Consider the following 20,614-nt stretch of genomic DNA (forward strand, 5'->3'; position numbering starts at 1 on the left):
CACGGAATTGCAAACAGCCTACTCGATCGACTCCAACGGACAAGCCTGATAAGTTGCCGCTTCGCCCAACCACCGCGCACACCAGCTGCCTGCGTGAAAGGGCTTGTTCTCCAGCTCGTCCCGCGATCCTGCGGCGCCCGAGCCGGATGCTGGTTTCCCGGAGGTTCGGTATGCCGTCGGATGCGATCAATGAGGGTCAGGCACAGGATGCTCCACGCATGCGAGCGGCAGAGTACGTCCGCATGTCGACCGAACATCAGCAGTACTCGACCGAGAACCAGGCGGACAAGATCCGCGAGTACGCTGTTCGCCGCGGCATCGACATCATCAAGACCTACGCCGACGAAGGAAAGAGCGGGCTGCGTATCGACGGTCGCCAGGCACTGCAAAGCTTGATCCGGGACGTCGAGGCAGGCACCGCCGACTTCGACATCATCTTGGTGTACGACGTGAGCCGCTGGGGCCGCTTCCAGGATGCCGACGAGAGCGCCTACTACGAATATATCTGCCGCCGAGCTGGCATCCAGGTGGCCTATTGCGCAGAGCAGTTCGAGAACGACGGCTCGCCCGTCTCGACCATCGTCAAGGGCGTCAAGCGTGCAATGGCCGGCGAGTACAGCCGGGAGCTTTCGGCGAAGGTCTTCGCCGGCCAGTGTCGGCTGATCGAGCTGGGCTATCGGCAGGGAGGTCCAGCAGGCTACGGTCTGCGTCGAACACTCGTCGACGTCAAAGGCGAAGTCAAGGCGGAGCTTTCGCGAGGCGAGCACAAGAGTCTGCAGACCGACCGAGTCATCCTGCGGCCCGGTCCTGACGAGGAGGTCACCATCGTCAACCAGATCTATCGGTGGTTCATCGACGATGGCATGTACGAATCGGAGATTGCCGGTCGCCTCAATGGCATGCGCGTCCGCACCGACCTAGACCGCGAGTGGACGCGCGCAACCGTCCGCGAAGTGCTCACCAATGAGAAGTACGTCGGGCACAACGTCTACAACCGGGTCTCCTTCAAGCTGAAGAAGCTGCGGGTGGTGAATCCGCCGGAGATGTGGATTCGAAGGGATGCCGCTTTCCCGGGGGTGGTTCCGCCGGACGTGTTCTATACCGCCCAAGGGATCATCCGAGCGCGAGCGCACCGATACACCAACGAGGAACTCATCGAACGACTCCGTGGCCTGTATCGCAACCGCGGCTTTCTCTCCGGTGTCGTGATCAACGAGACGGAGGACATGCCGTGCGCTGCCGTCTATGCCCACCGGTTCGGAAGCCTGGTGCGGGCGTATCAACTCGTCGGGTTTACGCCGGACCGGGACTACCGCTACGTCGAGATCAATCGCGCCCTGCGCCGCATGCACCCCGACGTGTTGCGGCAGATCGAGGGGCAGATCGCAGGCCTTGGCGGCATCGTTCAGCGCGATGCCGCCACGGACGTCCTCATCGTCAACGGCGAGTTCACGGTCTCGATCGTGCTGGCGCGTTGCCATGAGGCCGCCGGAATGCCGAACCGCTGGAAGATCCGGCTCGACTCCAGCCTGGCGCCAGACATCTCTGTCGCGGCCCGGCTGGAAAGCGGCAACCAGGCGGTGCGGGACTACTACCTCCTGCCAAAGGTCGACATCGGCAGCTCAAACATCAGTCTGGCCGAGAGGAATGCGGCCGAGTTCGAGAGCTACCGCTTCGAGACGCTGGACTACCTGTACGGCATGGCGGCCCGGTCCCGCGTGAGGTTGGCAGCGTGAGCGATTCGCTGCCCCGGGAGATTCGCCAGATTCCGCTGGATCGCATCGACGTCTTGAATCCCCGCGAGCGCAACGCCAAGGCGTTTGCCGACATCGTCGCCAACATCAAGGCGATCGGCCTGAAGAAGCCGATCGTGGTGACACCGCGACCGTCTGACGATGGTTCCGATCGGTATCTTCTGGTCTGCGGCGAAGGCCGCATGAAGGCGTTCAACGCGCTCGGCCAGGCCACGATTCCCGCCCTTGTGGTCGAGGTTGACGATGAGGATGCCTTCATCATGAGTCTGACCGAGAACGTTGCTCGGCGGCAATGGAGGCCGTTGGAACTGCTTGCAGGCATCGAGCAGTTGCTGGCGCGCGGCTACAACCCTCGACAGATCAGCGTCAAGACGGGCCTGACCTTCAGCTACGTGCAGGGAATCGTCAGTCTGATCAAAGGTGGCGAGCAACGCCTGCTCGTCGCTGTCGAAAAGGGCGACGTGCCGCTCAACGCGGCCCTCGCAATCGTCGGCGCCGGTGATGACGACAAGGCTGTTCAGGCTGCGCTGCAGGAAGCCTATGAGGCCGGCACACTCCGCGGACGGAAGCTGATCGATACACGGCGCGTGCTTGAGCGGCGATCCAAGCTGGGCCGATCCATCGCTCGACGAATGCCCCGAGGGACGAGCGACGTGACGACGTCGAGCCTGGTACGCACCTACCAGAAGGAGGTGGAGCGGCAGAAGGCGATGGTTCGGAAGGCCACCATCGCGCAGCAGCGACTACTGTTCACCGTCAGTGCCCTGCAGGAGTTGTTCAAGGACGACAACTTCGTCAACTTGCTCCGTGCAGAGGGGCTGGACACACTGCCCAGGTACCTCGCCGAGCGGGTCTGGACGGACGGTCGGCGAACATGACCGCCATTGCCCTCGGCTTCGTGCCGGAGCCGATCACGGTGAGCCTCGACCGGATACTGCCATCGAGGAAGGTGCCTGCAGGCCTCGCAACGTCGAGGAAATTCCGCCAGGTCAAGTCGTCCATCGAGGAAGTCGGGCTGATTGAGCCGTTGTCGGTGGCCGCACTGGACGCCGTCAGCGGTCATCACCTGCTACTGGACGGCCACGTGCGGCTGGTTGCATTGCAGGCTCTCGGCCACGCGAGCGCGTCGTGCCTTGTGGCGAAGGACGATGAAGGCTACACCTACAACAACCGGATCAATCGGCTCTCGACGGTGCAGGAGCACTTCATGATCCGGCGCGCGATCGAGCGCGGCGTCTCACAGGAGCGGTTAGCCAAGGCGCTCGGCGTGGACGTGTCCCAGATCGCGAAGAAGGTCAATCTGCTGGAAGGCATCTGCCCGGAGGCGGTCGAACTGTTCAAGGACCGTCAGTTTTCGGTGGAGCTGGGGCGAGTGCTGCGCAAGATGAAGCCGACCCGGCAGATCGAGTGCGCCGAGCTGATGCTGTCCGCGAACAATCTGACGGTCGCCTACGCCGAGGCTCTTCTGGTCGCGACGCCGGCGCACGCACTGGTGTCGGACAAGCGTGCCCGAAAGATTTCTGGCGTGACGCCGGACCAGATGGCGCGGATGGAGCGCGAGATGGCGAACCTTCAGGGGCAGTACCGGTTGGTCGAGCAGTCCTATGGGCAAGACGTGCTCAACCTGGTGCTCGCCAAGGGATACCTGATCAAGCTGATGGAGAACGCGCTGGTCGCGAAGTTCCTCAAGGCCAAACACCCCGACATGCACGAGCAGTTTGTGTTGATTGCCGCGGCCGTTTCATTGGACTGAGCGTCGGGCAGTCAGCCCGTGCGCGCTACGCATCCGATCCCTGGCGATCTTCCAACTGGCGAGCCAACTCGACCCTTCTCACCGGGTCGCCATCGAGCGCGATGTTCCACAGCAGTTCTCGCTCAGTGTCAGTCCGAGCGTGGTCCGGGCTCACAGCTGCCAACTGCACTGGCCGGTTCCCTGCTGGTCGGCCGCCGTACCGCTCCAGTTCCACGTCCATCAGCCAGTTGAGGAACGCAGAGTCGTCCGAGGGCTCGGCGTAGTAGCGCTTGCACTCTCGCACGTAGGCCTCCAGATCGGCCACGGTTGCGATGGCCGTCGGCTCGAAGCCCGTGATACGGGTCCACCGCCGGATGTCGACTTCGCTGAGCGTCAGCCGGTTGCCGTATCGAATCATGGCCAGACCCTCATTACCCGGTTCGCAGTTCATCCACATGCGGCAGCGCGATGACCGACGGTCGGATCTGCCCCGCCTCGTGAAAGTACACGCAATCGTCCATGCCGACCGACGTGGTGGGCAAGAGATCGCCTCGCATACGTCCGAACGGCGCCAGACCCAAGAGTGGCACCAGGCCCCACAGCTTGCCACGCCACCAGTGCAGCGAGGCCTTGCGGCAGGCCGGGAGCACGCCGATGCGCCGCCCGTCGACCCGAACCCAAATCAGGTCCCCGATGAGTTCGCGCCCGCCGTGCAGCCGGACGACATCCCACGTGCGGAGCTGGCCGACGACCTCCGCGATCCTGGTCGTCGTGGCAGGCGTCATCATCTCCAGGAGACCCTCGGTCAGCTTGGTGGCGGTGGCAGGCTTGGCGCATCGCTCGATCAACTTGGCCAGCAACAGCTCCGATCCGGACACGCCGCGGCCGAACCGCGAACCCGCAACTTGCAAATCGTAGAGCGTCACCACACTCGGATGCGCCGCCAAACGCTCGTCGAGGTCGAGCCCCGGGTGGGTGAAGACGACGACCTGGCCGAACCGATCGCGCGGCACGTCCAGACCGGTGGCTTGCAGATGCTGGCGCAGCGCTCGCACCTTGCTGTCGTTGTGCGTGACCAGGCTGTCGAATACCTGCACTTCGCCCGAGCGCCGCTGGTAGATCCACTGCTCGCCGTCGAGTCGCAAGGTGCCACTCCAGTGCTTGACTTCGATGATCGCGATGCGCCGCGGCGTCACGACGACCAGGTCGATCTCATAGCGCCCGGCAGCAGGATTGGCGGGGTCTCTCGGCACGCGCTTGCCGCCGAAGATGTGCCCGAAGCGGGACGACTGGTGCCGCCCCATGACGCGCCGAAGCGACAGTTCGCCCCGCGCGCCGGCCAGGACCTCCGGCAACTCGGCGTGGGGACGAACACGCATCATCTCGTGCCAGTCTTGCAGGCGCCGCTCCCAGCCGGGGTCGGCTGGCCGCAGTTCGGGCACGCCCGGCAGCCGAAAGTCTTCGAACCTGGCGTCGTCAGTTGGAAAGTCGGTCAAGGGCGCTGCTCCGGCAAGTGAACCTGCCGGGATGCTTGCCCTGGATCTCCAGGCTTCAAGGGGTGGGTGCGCGGGCCGGGTACCGCCTCCGCCGCACCTCAAATGCCGATCCGCTCCACCTCGTTGAGCTTGATCTGGTCGCCGCGCCGGTCGTACAGGCCCGTCGTGCGTGAAGACTCGTGATTGGCCATCTGCTGCGCGATCTCCAGCTTGCCGCCGTTCAAGAGGTACTCGGTGATGCCAGTCGCGCGGAACGAGTGACATCCAATGGCCGTGGCAATGCCGGCAGCTTCCGCGCGCCGCCGGATCATCCGGTACACGTCGGCCTGGGACATCGGCCGCGACGTCAGCGTGTCGGTGGCAGCGCGCGCCGACCTGAACAGCGGCCCGCCGGGATCGTCGGCAATGCCGGCGGCCTCCAGGTAGTCGTAGAGCCACTCCTCCAGCCGGTGGTGGCACGGCATCTCGTGGCGCTTGCCGCCCTTCTCGTCCAGCCGCACCCACAGGCGCCGCCGCTGCGTGTAGACATCCTCGACCCGCAGCCGCGTCACCGCGCCGACGCGCGCGAAGGTGTAGACCATGGTCCCGATCAAGGCCCGATCGCGCATGCCCACCAGGGATTCGGCGTCGATGGACTCGACCAGGTCGCGCACCTCGCTCGCCGACAGCACGGGCGTCTTACCGGTCTTCACCGAGTAGCGCGGCCCGCGCACGGCCGCCGCCGGGTTGATCGGCATCACCTGCCCCACCACCAGCCAGTCGAACAGCGCGCGCAGCGCCGCCAGGCGCTGCTTCACCGAGGGTGCGGCCAGGTCGAGCTGCTCGACGTACAGCGCGACGTGGACCGGCTGCACCTGCCGCACGTCGCCGATGCCGAAGCGCGCGCACCAGTCGGCGAAGTGCTGCCCGGCCCGCGCGTAAGCCTTGCGGGTGTTCGGGTTGCGGATGTGCGCGGTGAAGAACTCCAGCGTGCGCGCCTTGGCGCGGGCGTCAGGCGCGAGCAGCGCCGGCACGGACGCGGCGGGCAGGAGTTCGAGCTGGGACGGTGCGAACATGGCGGTCGAAAGGGCTGTGACTGATAACGTCCTTTATCAGTCACAGCGCCCGACATTCAACATCCGCGCATCTCCAGGCTTCGGTCAAGACGCACACGGTCTAGGGAAGCGCTGATCAACCCGCTTCGTGACCGCGACTCGGCCGACAGCGGGCGTTGATGGCGACTCGTGAACTCAGAAGTGGCACCGATGAGCCCCTTCTGCGGCACTTCGAGGCCGCTCTCAGGCCCCCGTTCATGCAGCAGACGCACTGAGGCCTTGGGCCAGCAATCGGCGCCGGGCGATGTACAAGTTGGCCAGCGCAGCGTGCGCCTTCGCGCGAGCTTCGTTCTTGGAGATCCCGCGGTAGCTGACCTTGCGGTAGCCGAACAGGTTCTTGATGACGTGGAACGGGTGTTCGACGATGGCCCGCACCTGAGCCTTGCGCCGTTCGAACCACTCGTGCATCGCCTTGGCCGGCCCTTCGGGCATGGCCTTGAGTTGGCCGCGCTTCATGGCGATACGCCAATCCATGTCCTGGCGCAGCCTGCCCTCTTCCTGCGCCGTCGTGATCTCGTCTCGCCTCTGGATGCCGGTGTAGCCGCTGTCGCCGTGAACTTGGCTCTCCTGGCCATGCAGCAGTTCGTGCGCGTGCGCCACGTCAGCCTCGTTGGCCGCGGTGCAGACCACGCTGTGGATCAGACCCGACTCGGCATCCACGCCCGAGTGCATCTTCATCCCGAAGTGCCACTGGTTCCCCTTCTTGGTCTGGTGCATCTCGGGGTCGCGCTTGCCGTCCTCGTTCTTCGTCGAACTTGGCGCGGCAATGATGGTGGCGTCCACCACCGTGCCCTGGCGCATCAGCAGCCCACGCTCGGTGAGGTGCGCGTTGACCTCGGCCAGGATGGCCGACGTCAAGTCGTGCTGCTCGAGCAGGCGGCGGAACTTCAGCAGCGTTGTGGCGTCGGGTACGTTCTCCCGCCCAAGGTCGATGCCGATGAACTCGCGCATGGCCTGGCTGTCGTACAGCGCGTCTTCCAGTGCCTCGTCGGCCAGCGTGTACCACTGCTGCAGGAAGTACATGCGCAGCATCCGCGGCACGCCAATCGGCGGTCGGCCCACCTTGCCGCTCTTCGGGTAGTGCGGCTCGATCAGCGCCTCAAGCCGCGCCCACGGAACCACCACGTTCATCTCGGCCAGGAAGCGCTCCCGGCGCGTCTGGCGCTTCTTGCCGGCGTACTCGGCAGTGGCAAAACTCGTCTGCTTCATGGCAGCATCATCGCCGCTGAATTCGCCGCACGCCATCGTGGCCTGCACGGATAAATCAGTGCTTCCCTAGGGCGATGCCATCCCCTTGCAACGCAATCATGTATGAAGTGCAAGCTTGACTGCCTTGAGGACTCTTAACGTTGGGAACTGATGGCCGTATTCCCGCGACCAGCCATCTAGTAGCCATCGGTCTCGGATACCTACTCAGGATCACCAATCGGCGCTGGCCAATTCTGCGCGCGCGACTCGCAAGCCAATCCGGCCACCGGCACCAGCAACTGCTTTCCCACATGCAGCCGCAAGCTCAGCCAAACAATGCTGGGCTAGTCGTCGATGTCGTCGAAGATGCTGCGAGTACCGTGCTTCTCTTCCTGGACTCCGACGCTCCCCAGGGCGCGGGCACTGATCTTCGGCTCTGGTGGTTCTGCCTCCGAAATCCAGTCGTTCGCAGCCTTCTTCTCTCGCGTGATGATTCTCAACGCATCTTCGTCGCCACCAAACTGATCCTCCAGCGTGTTTAAAGACTCAAGGATGCCGTCTAGGTGCTCCTCCGGTGACTCTGACGAGTCATGACTGTCCTGGGCTTCCTTTCGCACCTCAGAAAACCTCGGCAGCAGAACGTCGCGCACTTGTAGTCTTAGGGTCTCAAATTCTTCGCCGACAAACATGCTCCGAATATCACTGTCTTTGAGCGCGTATAGGTCGTCCCCTTCAATAGCATAGGCGGAAACCTTGTCAACGAACTTCTTCCGATACTCTTCCGGCAGCAACCCATAGCCGTGGAGTCGCACGGCGAGATCAACCTCAGGTACAACACTGAGACGAAGCCCAGGGGTCGCAACTCGTTCAAGTAGCGTTGGCTCCTGCGCTAGGGAAGCACTGATTTATCCGTGCAGGCCACGATGGCGTGCGGCGAATTCAGCGGCGATGATGCTGCCATGAAGCAGACGAGTTTTGCCACTGCCGAGTACGCCGGCAAGAAGCGCCAGACGCGCCGGGAGCGCTTCCTGGCCGAGATGAACGTGGTGGTTCCGTGGGCGCGGCTTGAGGCGCTGATCGAGCCGCACTACCCGAAGAGCGGCAAGGTGGGCCGACCGCCGATTGGCGTGCCGCGGATGCTGCGCATGTACTTCCTGCAGCAGTGGTACACGCTGGCCGACGAGGCACTGGAAGACGCGCTGTACGACAGCCAGGCCATGCGCGAGTTCATCGGCATCGACCTTGGGCGGGAGAACGTACCCGACGCCACAACGCTGCTGAAGTTCCGCCGCCTGCTCGAGCAGCACGACTTGACGTCGGCCATCCTGGCCGAGGTCAACGCGCACCTCACCGAGCGTGGGCTGCTGATGCGCCAGGGCACGGTGGTGGACGCCACCATCATTGCCGCGCCAAGTTCGACGAAGAACGAGGACGGCAAGCGCGACCCCGAGATGCACCAGACCAAGAAGGGGAACCAGTGGCACTTCGGGATGAAGATGCACTCGGGCGTGGATGCCGAGTCGGGTCTGATCCACAGCGTGGTCTGCACCGCGGCCAACGAGGCTGACGTGGCGCACGCGCACGAACTGCTGCATGGCCAGGAGAGCCAAGTTCACGGCGACAGCGGCTACACCGGCATCCAGAGGCGAGACGAGATCACGACGGCGCAGGAAGAGGGCAGGCTGCGCCAGGACATGGATTGGCGTATCGCCATGAAGCGCGGCCAACTCAAGGCCATGCCCGAAGGGCCGGCCAAGGCGATGCACGAGTGGTTCGAACGGCGCAAGGCTCAGGTGCGGGCCATCGTCGAACACCCGTTCCACGTCATCAAGAACCTGTTCGGCTACCGCAAGGTCAGCTACCGCGGGATCTCCAAGAACGAAGCTCGCGCGAAGGCGCACGCTGCGCTGGCCAACTTGTACATCGCCCGGCGCCGATTGCTGGCCCAAGGCCTCAGTGCGTCTGCTGCATGAACGGGGGCCTGAGAGCGGCCTCGAAGTGCCGCAGAAGGGGCTCATCGGTGCCACTTCTGAGTTCACGAGTCGCCATCAACGCCCGCTGTCGGCCGAGTCGCGGTCACGAAGCGGGTTGATCAGCGCTTCCCTAGATAAAGAGCAAGAAAATCCTTCGAACAGCGTGTTGAGAGAAATCGGGTTAGGACGCGCCATGCCCTCCAGGAGGCATACCAGCCGACCTTATTGCTCTCACTCTTCTTGTACTGGCGTAGCCGATCGGAAATCATTGCGAAATGCGATGGCGGCACGACGACCGCTTTCTCAATTCCGACGTTTCCGCAAGTTATTTGCGATGTCAAACTTTCAATCGAGCTTCCGGTCAAGAAGATTTCAAGCAGATCCGGGCTAAACGCCAGTGTCGCCGCGTACGCATCGCCTACGGTTGGATGTTTGAAGCGCCAAACCGGCTGATCATTCACATGCACAACCGTCACAAGACTGCCGCTCAATGCGTTGAGTGCTTTTATGCAATCTCCAAGTGTGCTTCCCAGTCGCTCCAGCGCTTGAGGTTCGGATCCAAGAAGCGCAATCGGAATCTCTAGATGATCCTTTCGCATGTAGATCAGACCTAGCGCCGCTTTGCTGTGCGTGTCTAACCCCTGGATAACCTCGAGCAAGAGTTGCTCGCGCTTTTCGACGAACTCCTTCAGGAAGTAATCTGACGGAAACAGTCCCTGCGTAAAAAGTGGGTCTGCCAGGCGTCGCGCAGTCTCAGGAATGAACCGCGCGTGCGCAGCTACCTGCTCCAAATGCGGCTTCAGACTTGCAAGAAATTCTTTGGGCTGCTTTCCAAGCTTCAGGTGGTTGTACAGGATCTGCTGTCGCTCAGGCCCAGACAAGTCATGCACATCAATCACCACTTTGCTTTCTTTGAGCAATGGAAAGGCACCCTCCTTGAGATCGTACCGAGCACGGTTGTAGATGTAGTCGCGGGAGGTCATAACAACCTTCGCACCCTTCTTTAGCATCGACTTCACATGCAGAACATTGTGATTCCAACCGTGCACGAGGGGTGATTCATACTGCGTCACGCCGAACGCATCATCGATCCAAAAGAACTGCGATGGCTCGCTAACGTTCCAGTGCTTGACCACGTCGGCGGGATCAGAAAGCTTTAGGGAAGCACTGATTTATCCGTGCAGGCCACGATGGCGTGCGGCGAATTCAGCGGCGATGATGCTGCCATGAAGCAGACGAGTTTTGCCACTGCCGAGTACGCCGGCAAGAAGCGCCAGACGCGCCGGGAGCGCTTCCTGGCCGAGATGAACGTGGTGGTTCCGTGGGCGCGGCTTGAGGCGCTGATCGAGCCGCACTACCCGAAGAGCGGCAAGGTGGGCCGACCGCCGATTGGCGTGCCGCGGATGCTGCGCATGTACTTCCTGCAGCAGTGGTACACGCTGGCCGACGAGGCACTGGAAGACGCGCTGTACGACAGCCAGGCCATGCGCGAGTTCATCGGCATCGACCTTGGGCGGGAGAACGTACCCGACGCCACAACGCTGCTGAAGTTCCGCCGCCTGCTCGAGCAGCACGACTTGACGTCGGCCATCCTGGCCGAGGTCAACGCGCACCTCACCGAGCGTGGGCTGCTGATGCGCCAGGGCACGGTGGTGGACGCCACCATCATTGCCGCGCCAAGTTCGACGAAGAACGAGGACGGCAAGCGCGACCCCGAGATGCACCAGACCAAGAAGGGGAACCAGTGGCACTTCGGGATGAAGATGCACTCGGGCGTGGATGCCGAGTCGGGTCTGATCCACAGCGTGGTCTGCACCGCGGCCAACGAGGCTGACGTGGCGCACGCGCACGAACTGCTGCATGGCCAGGAGAGCCAAGTTCACGGCGACAGCGGCTACACCGGCATCCAGAGGCGAGACGAGATCACGACGGCGCAGGAAGAGGGCAGGCTGCGCCAGGACATGGATTGGCGTATCGCCATGAAGCGCGGCCAACTCAAGGCCATGCCCGAAGGGCCGGCCAAGGCGATGCACGAGTGGTTCGAACGGCGCAAGGCTCAGGTGCGGGCCATCGTCGAACACCCGTTCCACGTCATCAAGAACCTGTTCGGCTACCGCAAGGTCAGCTACCGCGGGATCTCCAAGAACGAAGCTCGCGCGAAGGCGCACGCTGCGCTGGCCAACTTGTACATCGCCCGGCGCCGATTGCTGGCCCAAGGCCTCAGTGCGTCTGCTGCATGAACGGGGGCCTGAGAGCGGCCTCGAAGTGCCGCAGAAGGGGCTCATCGGTGCCACTTCTGAGTTCACGAGTCGCCATCAACGCCCGCTGTCGGCCGAGTCGCGGTCACGAAGCGGGTTGATCAGCGCTTCCTTAGCACTGAAGACTTCCACTTGTCGGCAGACGCCATCGCCAGCATTGACGCAATGGTAGTCTTACCGGCTGCTGGCTCACCAATTAGGAGCACAAAACCGTGGCGATCCAAAGCATCTACGGCATTGCGGTAGGCACTGGTCATCACGACTTTCGCCAAGTCTTCGCGCAATGAATCCAAGACGGCTCGCGCCTGTTCATATGCCCGTTCATCAAGAATCTGGCTTAGATCGCCGAGGCCGTAAACACGCGGTACGAGCGTGCGCAATCTCGTGTTTTCCCTGATCTGGTCGGTGATCCAAGTGCCGCCGAGGATTAGGACATTCTTTGCCCCGGCCGAAGTTAGCTCAGCCGCAATCCTTTCTTCCTGCTTGCCCGACACACCAGCGTTGGTCATCAACACGTAGACATCGCACAAGCCCTTTTCAGTGAGCCTACGTATCTTGGGCAACTCAGCCGCAATGTCTTCCTTTGCAAGAAGCGCGTTTGGCTTGCTAGTGAACTTGCACTGAATGACAAAGGATCCGCTCATCGTTTCGTTCTTGGTCGGCGTCCATGTGCCGCAGAACGCACCGTCACGCCCTCCATCGTTGGAGTCGAGAAACGACTTGACGGATTGCGCGAGCACTTCTCGCGCAATCGTGAGACACAACTGCTGGAAGCTGTTCCATCCGAGGCGGTGCAGGTCGTACATACTTGGCTGCGAGGCGTCCTTCCGACACAAGATCTATCAGAGCATGGCACCGATCTTCCGCAGCCAGCCCTCTACCTCGCCGGTAGGGTCGCGCTGTTGGAGGCGCGCCGCTGTCATGCACGGGAAAGCTTGATTCGCCAACCGTTTCTTCGCCGTGCCGTCACTGATCGGATTGCCGACAGGGTTCGACGCAAACAATGCCGCAGAGAGCAGCGCGGGAACGGCCCTGCCGGCGGCATCGCGCTGATCGGGCACGACGAACGTCACCCCGAACGCTTCTTGAATCGCGTCGGCATGTAGGTAGTTCTCAATTTCGTACTTCAAAGTCTGCAATGCCCAGGATCCGTCCGTGCGCAGGTTGACCGCGGCCACCGACGCGCCATAGGTTGCTACATCGCTGTCGTAGATATGAACCTCGGGACGGCCCAGTGCCTTTAGATAGTGTCCGGCAACCCAATGCTGCAGCGTCGAGCCGCCAAGAACGATGAACGCCACCCGTCCGTCGTTCCCCAAGTCGGGGATGGTCGCGTCGGCGAGATGAAGGGCGCGGCTCAGGCACTTGAAGGCGGTCACATCTGTCGGTCCCTCGACGCATAGCAGGACCTTGACCTTGCTGTCGGCGACGACGCCCAATGCCTGGGCCACCTCGGCGAAAACATCGACGCCTGCCTCGATTTTCGGATTGTCGTTGGCGTCTCGCGTGACGAACCGGATACTGTCAGTTGGCAGTTCGGCGGCGAACCCAGGACTATGGGTCGTTAGAAGCACCTGATATCCGCTCTCGCCGGCGAGCGCTTTGAATGACTCGATCAGGATCTTCTGATTGTTCGGATGCTGTGCAGTCTCGGGCTCTTCAATTGCGTAGATGATGCTGCGAGTATTGCCGCCGCTCGCCATACGCCGCTCCGCGGCAGCCTTGAAAAAGCTTACAAGCACGAGTCGACGGACGCCACTTCCTCGCTTATTTAGAGGGATGCCGTCGTCGGTATCCATGTTGACGGAAAAGAGCCCGGTCCACTTGGCCGTGGTCGGCGGCGTGAACTGTGGGGTCAGTTCCTTCGCAAGGTTGGGGTCGATGGCCTTCAGCGCCTTGTGCGTGCTTTGCGCGATCTCCTCGGCCTTCTCCTTAACCCTTTTCTGGATCAGATCGATTTCATCCTGCACCTCGGCGATTGCTGCAGCTACGGCCGCTTTCATCGGTGTTTGGACTTCCCCGTCGGAATCGCGGCTGCTTCGATCGCTTTGGAACAGCGCGAACATCGGCAAGTGGCTTTCGAGTTGCTCCCAGATACGTTTGCTGTCTTCCTTCGGCTTCGTTAGCGCCAGCGTGACCTCTGCAATCTTGAGGTCGGCTTCGGCGTCCCATAACGCCTTACGCATTCCGGGATTTCCCTTGAGTTGGACAGCGAGGCCTTTGGCCTTGATCAAGGCCTGCAGTTCCTTTTCTTTGAGATCAAGTAGCCCGGCGACACCGTCGGCGGTTGGATGGTGCGCAACCAGGAAGACCTCAACACTGGGAGTCTTCGTCTTGCAATCGTAGATCTTCTGGATCTTTAGTGTGCCGTCCGCTGTCAACAGATGTTCGTCAGCCAGCGTAGTAACGGCTCCCGCATCCAGCGTAAGTGACGCCGGCAGGTCCGAAAACTCGCAAGTTATGGAAAGCCTCGAATCGCCGCTATAGACATTGGCGTCGCCGGCTTCAATCTTCACAACGTCGTTATTGAAGAAGATTTCTAGGGCTTCGAGTACAGACGACTTTCCGATGTCGTTCTTGCCGACAAATGTTGTGAGCTCATCGAGCTGAACCGTTGCTTCCTCGCGATAGCAACGGAAGTTTTTGATCGCAACGGATTTCAGTCTCATCAACCCCCCTGAGCGGTCGCAGCGGACGATCGTCCTTTTTGGACCGATGGTATGCCATCACTGCGCTCGAGCCGCCAAAACTTACGGCTTGCGAGCCTTGGGCCAGCGAGTGACGATTCGAGTCGCTGCGCCTCGCAGAAGCTTCAAGCAAGACGTGAGGCATCAACACTGATTTGGTATCTCCACGCTGGCCGCTACGCCCACGCCTCCCCCAACGCCTTCGCCTGCTGCAACACCAGTTCCACCGCCGCCTCCTGCTGATCCGGCGGGTACTTGTACTTGCGCAAGATGCGCTTGACCATCAACCGCAGCTTGGCCTGTACGCTCTCGCGGGCAGACCAGTCCACGGTCAGGTTCTTGCGCAGGCTCTCGGCCAGTTCGTGAGCGATCTTCTTCAGCGTTTCGTCGGTCAGTTCGCGCACTGCCGATTCGTTGTTTGCCAGCGCGTCGTAGAAGCGCACCTCGTCCTCATTCAGGCCCAGTTGCTCACCGCGTGACGCCGCCTCACGGAACTTCTTGGCTATCTCCACCAGCTCTTCCATCACCTGGGCGGCTTCGATGGACCGGTTCTGGTAGCGCTGAACTACGTGCGTCAGCATGTCGGAGAACTTCTTGCTCTGCACCACGTTGCTGGCGAAGCGTGACTTGATCTCGCCTTCGAGCAGCCGCTCCAGCAATTCCACCGCGAGGTTGCGCTCTGGCAGGTTGCGAACCTCGGCCAGGAAGGCGTCGTCCAGGATGCCGATGTTGGGCTTGTCCAGCCCCACGGCGTCGAAGATGTCGACCACCTCCTCCGAGACCACGGCCGCGCTGATGATCTGCCGGATGGCCAGTTCACGTTGCTCGTCCATCTTCTTCTGCGCGCTGATGTCCCGCTTGGTCAGGATCACCTTCACGGCCTGGAAGAAGGCCACCTCCTCGCGCACGGCCTTGGCCTCGTCGAGCGTGCAGCACAACGTGAAGGCCTTGCTCATCGCCAGCGCCAGGTCGGCGAAGCGCTTCTTACCGTCCTTCAGGCCCAAGACGTAGTTCGCCGCGCCGGCCAACGTCTTGTGGCCGCCGGTGAGGAAGTCGCTGTAGTCGAAGCCATGCCCGTTCGTGCCAGCGAGCATGCCGCGCAGCGCATCCAGCTTCTCGGCCAGCACGCTATAGGCCTCGTGCGCGTCCACCGTCGGCCGGCCGCGGCCCTGTGCTGCGGTGTACTCCTTCAACGCCGACTTCAACTCGTTGGCGATGCCGATGTAGTCCACCACCAGGCCGCCCTGCTTGTCCTTGAACACGCGGTTCACGCGCGCAATCGCCTGCATGAGGTTGTGGCCCTTCATCGGCTTGTCGACGTAGAGCGTGTGCACGCAGGGCGCGTCGAAGCCCGTGAGCCACATGTCGCGCACGATGACCATGCGCAGCGGGTCGGCCGGGTTCTTGAAGCGCTTCTCCAGCCGCTTCTTTACCTGGGCGCTGTAGATGTGGGGCCGCAGCAGTGCCTTGTCGCTGGCCGAGCCCGTCATCACAATCTTGATCGCGCCTTGCTCGGGGTCGGGGCTGTGCCAGTCGGGCCGCAGCTTGACGATCTCGTCGTAGACATGCACGCAGATCTCGCGGCTCATGGCCACCACCATGGCCTTGCCGGTCTGCGCCTTGTTGCGCTCCTCGAAGTGCGCTACCAGGTCGGCCGCCACCTGGGCGATGCGCGGCGCGGCGCCCACCACCTTCTCCAGTGCCGCCCAGCGACTCTTGAGCTTGGCCTGCTGGCCTTCTTCCTCGTCTTCGGCCAGTTTGTTGACGATCGCCCAGAACTGACCCGCTGCGATCATTCAATACTGACCCACCCCTGTAGGCTACCCGAGGGTGCCTTGGTCTGTGGATATCTCTGCGGTTCTGGGGTCTTGGGTCGGTCCTTTCCTGCGTTGCGTCGTTGATCGGGTTCGTGCCGCAGCGGTGGTCGTGCTGCTGTGCCTGAAGCGCCAGGAGTCGTTGCCGCTCTCGACGATGTGGCAGTGGTGCGTGAGCCGGTCCAGCAGCGCAGTGGTCATCTTCGCGTCGCCGAAGACGCTGGCCCACTCGCCGAAGCTCAGGTTGGTCGTGATCACCACGCTGGTGTGCTCGTAGAGCTTGCTCAGCAGGTGGAACAGCAAGGCGCCGCCGGCCTGGCTGAACGGCAGGTAGCCCAGCTCGTCCAGGATGAGCAGGTCCACGTAGGTCAGCCGGTGCGCGATCTGCCCGGCCCGGCCTGCGGCCTTCTCCGCCTCCAGCGCGTTGACCAGTTCCACCGTCGAGTGGAAGCGCACCCGCTTGCCGTGCCGCTGGACCGCCTCGATGCCGAGCGCGGTGGCCAGGTGCGTCTTGCCCGTGCCCGGCCCGCCGATGAACACCACGTTGTGGGCGGCCTCAGTGAACGCCGTCGTGTGCAGCTTGCGCACCAGCGCTTCATCGACCGCACTGCTGGCGAAGTCGAAGCCCGCCAGGTCCCGGTGCGCCGGGAACCGGGCCGCCGTCATCTGGTACGCGATCGAGCGCACGTTGCGCTCGGCGCCCTCGGCATCGAGCAACTGCTCGACGAACTGCTCGGGCTCCAGCGCCGCATGCCGGCAGCGCGCCACCAGCTCCGGCCAGTTCGCCGCCATGCCGTGTAGCTTGAGCGCCTTCAGGCGCGTGACGATCTCGGCGCTCATGGCTGCTGGGCCTCCCGCAGGCTGTCGTAGCGCTGCACGTCGGCGCGGGGCTCTTCCTTGAGCGTCGGGGCGGGCTGCGTCAGCTCGCGCAGCGCCGGCGCCCCATCCTTCAGCCGCGCCAGCACGTTGAGCACATGCTCGGCACTCGGCCTGCCGGCTTCCAGCGCGATCTCCGCTGCGACGAGCACGGCCTCCAGCCCGTGCACCGGCACGGCCGCCAGCACCTGCGCCATGACCCGGTCGCCGCCGGCATGGCGCAGCAGGTGACGCTGCAGCGTCTGCAGCACCTCGGGCATGGCCTTGAAGGGCGCGCCGTTGCGCAGCGCCCCCGGCTTGGTCTGCACCAGCGCGATGTAGTGCTGCCAGTCGTAGAAGGTCAGCTCCCGCTCGAAGCTCCTCGTGTGCCGGGCCACCTCGACGCCCTCGGCCACCAGCACCACGGCCTCGGGGTAGGCGCGCAGGCTGAGCACTTCGTTGACCCAGCGGGTCGGCACGCTGTAGCGGTTGCGCTGGAAGTGCACCAGCGCCGTCGCCGACACCCGAACGGGCTGCTCGACGTAGCCGTCGAAGGGCTTCGGGCATGGCATGAGGCGGGTGCGCTCGTCCTGCAGCACGTCGGCCACGCTCAGCTCGGACCACTCGGGGTGTGCCGTCTCCTCCCAGCCCTGGCGGCAGCGCTCGGCCAGCCAGGCGTTCAGGCTGGCCAGGTCGCTCCAGCGCCGCTCGCCGGCCTCGCGCCACACCTGGCGCCGGCGGTCCTGCACGTTCTTCTCGACCACGCCCTTCTCCCAGCCCGAGGCCGGGTTGCAGAACTCGGGCTCGAACAGGTAGTGCGAGCACATGGCCTGGAAGCGGGCGTTGACGGAGCGCGCCTTGCCCACACCGACCTTGTCCACGGCGGTCTTCATGTTGTCGTAGATGCCCCGGCGCGGCACGCCACCCAGCGCCTCGAAGGCCCGGGCGTGCGCGTCGAACAGCATCTCGTGGCTCTGGGCAGGGTAGGCCGTCAACCAGAAGGCCCTCGAGGCCGCCAGCTTGGTGTGCGCCACCTCGAGCCGGCGGCGCAGTCCGCCCACGAAGACGTACTCGCAGCTCCAGTCGAACTGGAAGGCGTCGCCCAGCTCGAAGCTCATCGGCACGAAGGCCGCACGCCGCGGGGCGCTGGCCTGCCGCTCGCGCCAGCGGCGCACCCACACGACCACGCGCGGGTAGCTGCCCGCGTAGCCCAGCGCCCGGATCTGCTCGAACAGGGCCTTGGCCGTGCGCCGCTCGCGCACCGGGCGGTGCGCATCGGCACGCAGTGCCGCCTCCAAGTGCTCGGCCCAGGCGTCAAGCACGCTCGCCGTGCTGCGCTCGGGGTACTTCGGCTCGGTCACGCCTTCCTCGCGCAACCACTGCCGCACGGTGTTCCTCGACAAGCCCGTGCGCCTCGCCACCTCGCGGATGGACAGGCCATCTCGCAGGTGCATCCGTCTGATCTTGGCCAACATCGCCACGCTGATCACTCCTGGCTCTCCCCGCTCGTTCATCGAGCAGGGCAGTGTGTTTGCGTGGGTCAGTTTTGAACGATCGCAATGCCCTCAGGTGGGTCAGTTTTCAGTGATCGTCAACAGCGCGGACGGTCCTGAACCGTGCGGCTCGTGTCTGGAGGCGAAACGGCAAACCGTGGCTCGGAGCAGCACCGCTTATCGAGATGCTGGACGAGGAATCGACCAAGAGGAAGCCGTACCCGATGAGCTGGGCGCAACAGGCCCAGCTTTTGCCTAAGCTACCAGGTCATCTTCAGCGAATGGCGCTGTTCTCCCTGAACACCGGGGCTCGTGACGAGAACGTCTGCGGGCTCAGGTGGGATTGGGAAGTGCCAGTCCCCGAGGTTGGTCGGAGCGTCTTCGTGGTTCCTGCCACTGCGTTCAAGAGCAAGCGCCCCCATGTGCTGGTTCTGAACGACGTAGCGTGGAGCCTCGTGGAAGGCCAGAGGGGGAAGCACAAGGAGTTCGTCTTCGTGTACCGCAGGGAGCGGGTGAAGCACATCGACATCGAGCCCGCCATGAAGTACCGGCGGGTCGGGACGATCAACAACACCGCGTTCCAGGCGGCTCGCACTGAAGCTGGGCTACCGCAGGTGCGGGTGCACGACTTCAGGCACACATTCGCCCAGCGCTTGAGGGATGCGGGTGTGCCGGAGGAAGACCGAGCGCTGTTGCTTGGGCATGCCGTAGCGGGCATGGCCCAGCACTACGCAACGTCGACCGTCGAGAGATTGATTGAGGTGGCGAACAAGGTCAGCGAGACGAGGGACAGGACGACGATCCTGCGCGTGGTGAACGGATGAAAGTCACGCAACGAGTCACGCAGAAAAGAAAAATGGGCTAGCTCTCGTGAAGCTAACCCATTGATCCATAACGACATTTTGGTGCGGCTGGCAGGAATCGAACCCACGACCCCTTGGTTCGTAGCCAAGTACTCTATCCAGCTGAGCTACAGCCGCATCAAGCCCTGCAGTTTAGCACGAAGCGTTTTCGCGTCTCAACCCAGGGCCGCCGCGGCGCGGAAGCATTGCGCCGCGCGCTCTTCGTCCCGATCCTGCTCGGCCATTGCCGCCAGGTGCAGCCAGGCTTCGCGGCGCACCGTCGGCGTCAGCGCCTCGTCACGCGCCGCCTGTTCCAGCAGGGCCCGGGCCTTGCCCCAGAGCTGGCGCGCCATCATCGCGCGACCCACACCGTAGGCCAGCGCACCCTCGCCCGGACAGGACTGCAATGCAGCTTCCAGGCGCGGCAGCCATTCGGGCCCGATGCCGTCGACGGCGTCGGCCAGCGCGAAGGCCAGCATGTCGCGTTCCTCGCGCGGCAAGGTCGCCACGCGGTCCCAGAAGGGGCGCAGCCAGGTCCGTGCATCTTCGGTTGCTCCCAGCGCGACCAGTTGACGCGCTCCATGGGCGGCCACCACCACATCGCGCCGGTCGGCCGGGTCGAACTCGCGCCAGACCCGTTGGGTCTGGTCGGTGTCACGCGCGGTATCCAGGGCCTCGATGGCCAGCGTGCGCATCAACCCCTGCGCGGCAGCCGGCGAGAAGCCTTGATGCTTGGCGAGCAGGCGCGCCGTCTTCAGGGCCTCCAGCGGCTCCTGCGCCAGGCGCGCCGCCTTCAGTTTCAGGCGCAGCGCCTGAGTCCGCCGCGACACACCGGGCGGCAGCTGCGACAGCAGTTCCAGTGTGCGGGCGGCATCGCGGTCGTCGAGCGCCCACTCGGCAGCCAGCAACCGGGCCCCCTCTTCCGCCGGACGCGCAGCGGTGTTGCGGCGGGCCAGGTCGAGCGCCTGCGCGAGCTGTTCGTCGCGACGGGTACGGTCCTGAAGGCGGTGCAGGCTGCCGGCAGCAAGCAAGTGCCCCAGGACCGTGAACTCGGCATCCTGGCGCAGTTCCGGCGTGTCGGCCTGGATCGCCACCGCCCGCTGCGCGGCCTTGTGGGCGCGCCCGTAGCGGCCGCCGAAATACTGCGACAGCGCCTCGCGCAGCGCGCCCTGCGCAATGCGGTCGCGACGCGACACGCGCCATTCGCGCGCCCGCCGCGGCAGCCCGATCAGCAGCCCGACCGCCTGGATCAGCGCGTTCAGCACCAGGCAGAGGCCGACCAGGATCACCATGAAGAGGTTGAACGACAGGTCGACGCGCCACGGCGCCCAGTACAGCGTGACGAGGTTGTCGTTGCTGCCGAGCAGGCTGGCCGCCACCACGGCCACGATGGCCAGCAACAGCAACCAGATCACGTTGCGCATCGGA

The 20,614-nt window shown here is 63.6% G+C and carries 17 protein-coding genes, 1 tRNA gene and 1 pseudogene; 6 read left to right on the forward strand and 13 right to left on the reverse strand.

All coding sequences use genetic code 11. The features are described from left to right. Positions 1 to 170 precede the first annotated feature (170 nt). The 3 genes from MPE_RS15040 to MPE_RS15050 are packed head-to-tail and all read left to right on the forward strand — an operon-like array spanning position 171 to position 3,507. Positions 171 to 1,736 (forward strand): recombinase family protein, encoded by a 1,566-nt coding sequence (locus MPE_RS15040; RefSeq protein WP_011830563.1) that lies wholly within the window; start codon positions 171 to 173, stop codon positions 1,734 to 1,736. Further along, positions 1,733 to 2,632, forward strand: coding sequence for a ParB/RepB/Spo0J family partition protein (locus tag MPE_RS15045; RefSeq protein WP_011830564.1), 900 nt, complete (start codon positions 1,733 to 1,735; stop codon positions 2,630 to 2,632). The genes MPE_RS15040 and MPE_RS15045 overlap by 4 nt, the downstream gene beginning before the upstream one ends. Further along, positions 2,629 to 3,507 carry a plasmid partitioning protein RepB C-terminal domain-containing protein gene (locus tag MPE_RS15050; protein WP_011830565.1) on the forward strand — a complete coding sequence of 293 codons (879 nt, stop codon included), beginning with the start codon at positions 2,629 to 2,631 and terminating at the stop codon, positions 3,505 to 3,507. Before MPE_RS15045 ends, MPE_RS15050 begins: the two co-directional genes overlap by 4 nt. Positions 3,508 to 3,532: 25 nt before the next feature. On the opposite strand, the gene MPE_RS22850 is transcribed toward MPE_RS15050, so the two are convergent. The 5 genes from MPE_RS22850 to MPE_RS15075 form a co-directional block, all read right to left on the reverse strand. Next, complete coding sequence (locus tag MPE_RS22850; protein ID WP_158304625.1) at positions 3,533 to 3,943, reverse strand: hypothetical protein; 411 nt, start codon at positions 3,941 to 3,943, stop codon at positions 3,533 to 3,535. Beyond that, positions 3,918 to 4,982 (reverse strand): nuclease-related domain-containing protein, encoded by a 1,065-nt coding sequence (locus MPE_RS15060; protein ID WP_011830567.1) that lies wholly within the window; start codon positions 4,980 to 4,982, stop codon positions 3,918 to 3,920. The genes MPE_RS22850 and MPE_RS15060 overlap by 26 nt, the downstream gene beginning before the upstream one ends. A gap of 98 nt (positions 4,983 to 5,080) precedes the next feature. Further along, a complete protein-coding gene (locus MPE_RS15065; protein ID WP_011830568.1) occupies positions 5,081 to 6,037 on the reverse strand; it encodes a tyrosine-type recombinase/integrase in 957 nt (318 codons plus the stop codon). Positions 6,038 to 6,271: 234 nt separating this feature from the next. Next, positions 6,272 to 7,285, reverse strand: a complete 1,014-nt coding sequence (locus MPE_RS15070) for an IS5 family transposase (protein ID WP_011830032.1) — start codon at positions 7,283 to 7,285, stop codon at positions 6,272 to 6,274. 323 nt (positions 7,286 to 7,608) lie between these two features. Further along, positions 7,609 to 8,076, reverse strand: a complete 468-nt coding sequence (locus MPE_RS15075) for a hypothetical protein (protein WP_011830569.1) — start codon at positions 8,074 to 8,076, stop codon at positions 7,609 to 7,611. A gap of 147 nt (positions 8,077 to 8,223) precedes the next feature. Here MPE_RS15075 and MPE_RS15080 point away from each other — a divergent pair, with 147 nt between their 5' ends. Continuing rightward, complete coding sequence (locus MPE_RS15080) at positions 8,224 to 9,237, forward strand: IS5 family transposase (protein WP_011830032.1); 1,014 nt, start codon at positions 8,224 to 8,226, stop codon at positions 9,235 to 9,237. A gap of 119 nt (positions 9,238 to 9,356) precedes the next feature. Here the strand turns inward: MPE_RS15080 and MPE_RS23375 are convergent, their stop codons facing one another. Continuing rightward, positions 9,357 to 10,409, reverse strand: coding sequence for an nSTAND3 domain-containing NTPase (locus MPE_RS23375; RefSeq protein ID WP_375136172.1), 1,053 nt, complete (start codon positions 10,407 to 10,409; stop codon positions 9,357 to 9,359). A gap of 54 nt (positions 10,410 to 10,463) precedes the next feature. Between MPE_RS23375 and MPE_RS15090 the strand changes: the two genes are divergently transcribed. Next, a complete protein-coding gene (locus MPE_RS15090; RefSeq protein WP_011830032.1) occupies positions 10,464 to 11,477 on the forward strand; it encodes an IS5 family transposase in 1,014 nt (337 codons plus the stop codon). A gap of 119 nt (positions 11,478 to 11,596) precedes the next feature. On the opposite strand, the gene MPE_RS15095 is transcribed toward MPE_RS15090, so the two are convergent. The 5 genes and pseudogenes from MPE_RS15095 to istA all read right to left on the reverse strand — a co-directional run bounded on the left by MPE_RS15095 (position 11,597) and on the right by istA (position 18,332). Continuing rightward, on the reverse strand, positions 11,597 to 12,301 hold the full coding sequence (locus MPE_RS15095) for an nSTAND3 domain-containing NTPase (RefSeq protein ID WP_041929715.1): 705 nt from the start codon (positions 12,299 to 12,301) through the stop codon (positions 11,597 to 11,599). Between the two features lie 36 nt (positions 12,302 to 12,337). Next, entirely contained in the window at positions 12,338 to 14,164 is a 1,827-nt protein-coding gene (locus MPE_RS15100; protein WP_011830572.1) for an ATP-binding protein, read from the reverse strand. Positions 14,165 to 14,358: 194 nt separating this feature from the next. Next, positions 14,359 to 15,948: pseudogene (locus tag MPE_RS15105) on the reverse strand (type I restriction endonuclease subunit R); the annotation flags it as partial. Positions 15,949 to 16,002: 54 nt separating this feature from the next. Further along, complete coding sequence (gene istB, locus MPE_RS15110) at positions 16,003 to 16,836, reverse strand: IS21-like element helper ATPase IstB (protein ID WP_011829064.1); 834 nt, start codon at positions 16,834 to 16,836, stop codon at positions 16,003 to 16,005. Further along, positions 16,833 to 18,332 (reverse strand): IS21 family transposase, encoded by a 1,500-nt coding sequence (istA, locus tag MPE_RS15115; RefSeq protein WP_036236417.1) that lies wholly within the window; start codon positions 18,330 to 18,332, stop codon positions 16,833 to 16,835. Before istA ends, istB begins: the two co-directional genes overlap by 4 nt. A 197-nt stretch (positions 18,333 to 18,529) precedes the next feature. Here istA and MPE_RS15120 point away from each other — a divergent pair, with 197 nt between their 5' ends. After that, positions 18,530 to 19,168 carry a tyrosine-type recombinase/integrase gene (locus tag MPE_RS15120; protein WP_011830574.1) on the forward strand — a complete coding sequence of 213 codons (639 nt, stop codon included), beginning with the start codon at positions 18,530 to 18,532 and terminating at the stop codon, positions 19,166 to 19,168. Positions 19,169 to 19,247: 79 nt separating this feature from the next. Here the strand turns inward: MPE_RS15120 and MPE_RS15125 are convergent. Next, a tRNA-Arg gene (locus MPE_RS15125) sits at positions 19,248 to 19,324 on the reverse strand. 38 nt (positions 19,325 to 19,362) lie between these two features. Further along, positions 19,363 to 20,610 (reverse strand): heme biosynthesis HemY N-terminal domain-containing protein, encoded by a 1,248-nt coding sequence (locus tag MPE_RS15130; RefSeq protein WP_011830575.1) that lies wholly within the window; start codon positions 20,608 to 20,610, stop codon positions 19,363 to 19,365. Positions 20,611 to 20,614: the final 4 nt, after the last annotated feature.

The sequence above is a fragment of the Methylibium petroleiphilum PM1 genome, assembly GCF_000015725.1.
Lineage (GTDB): Bacteria > Pseudomonadota > Gammaproteobacteria > Burkholderiales > Burkholderiaceae_C > Methylibium > Methylibium petroleiphilum.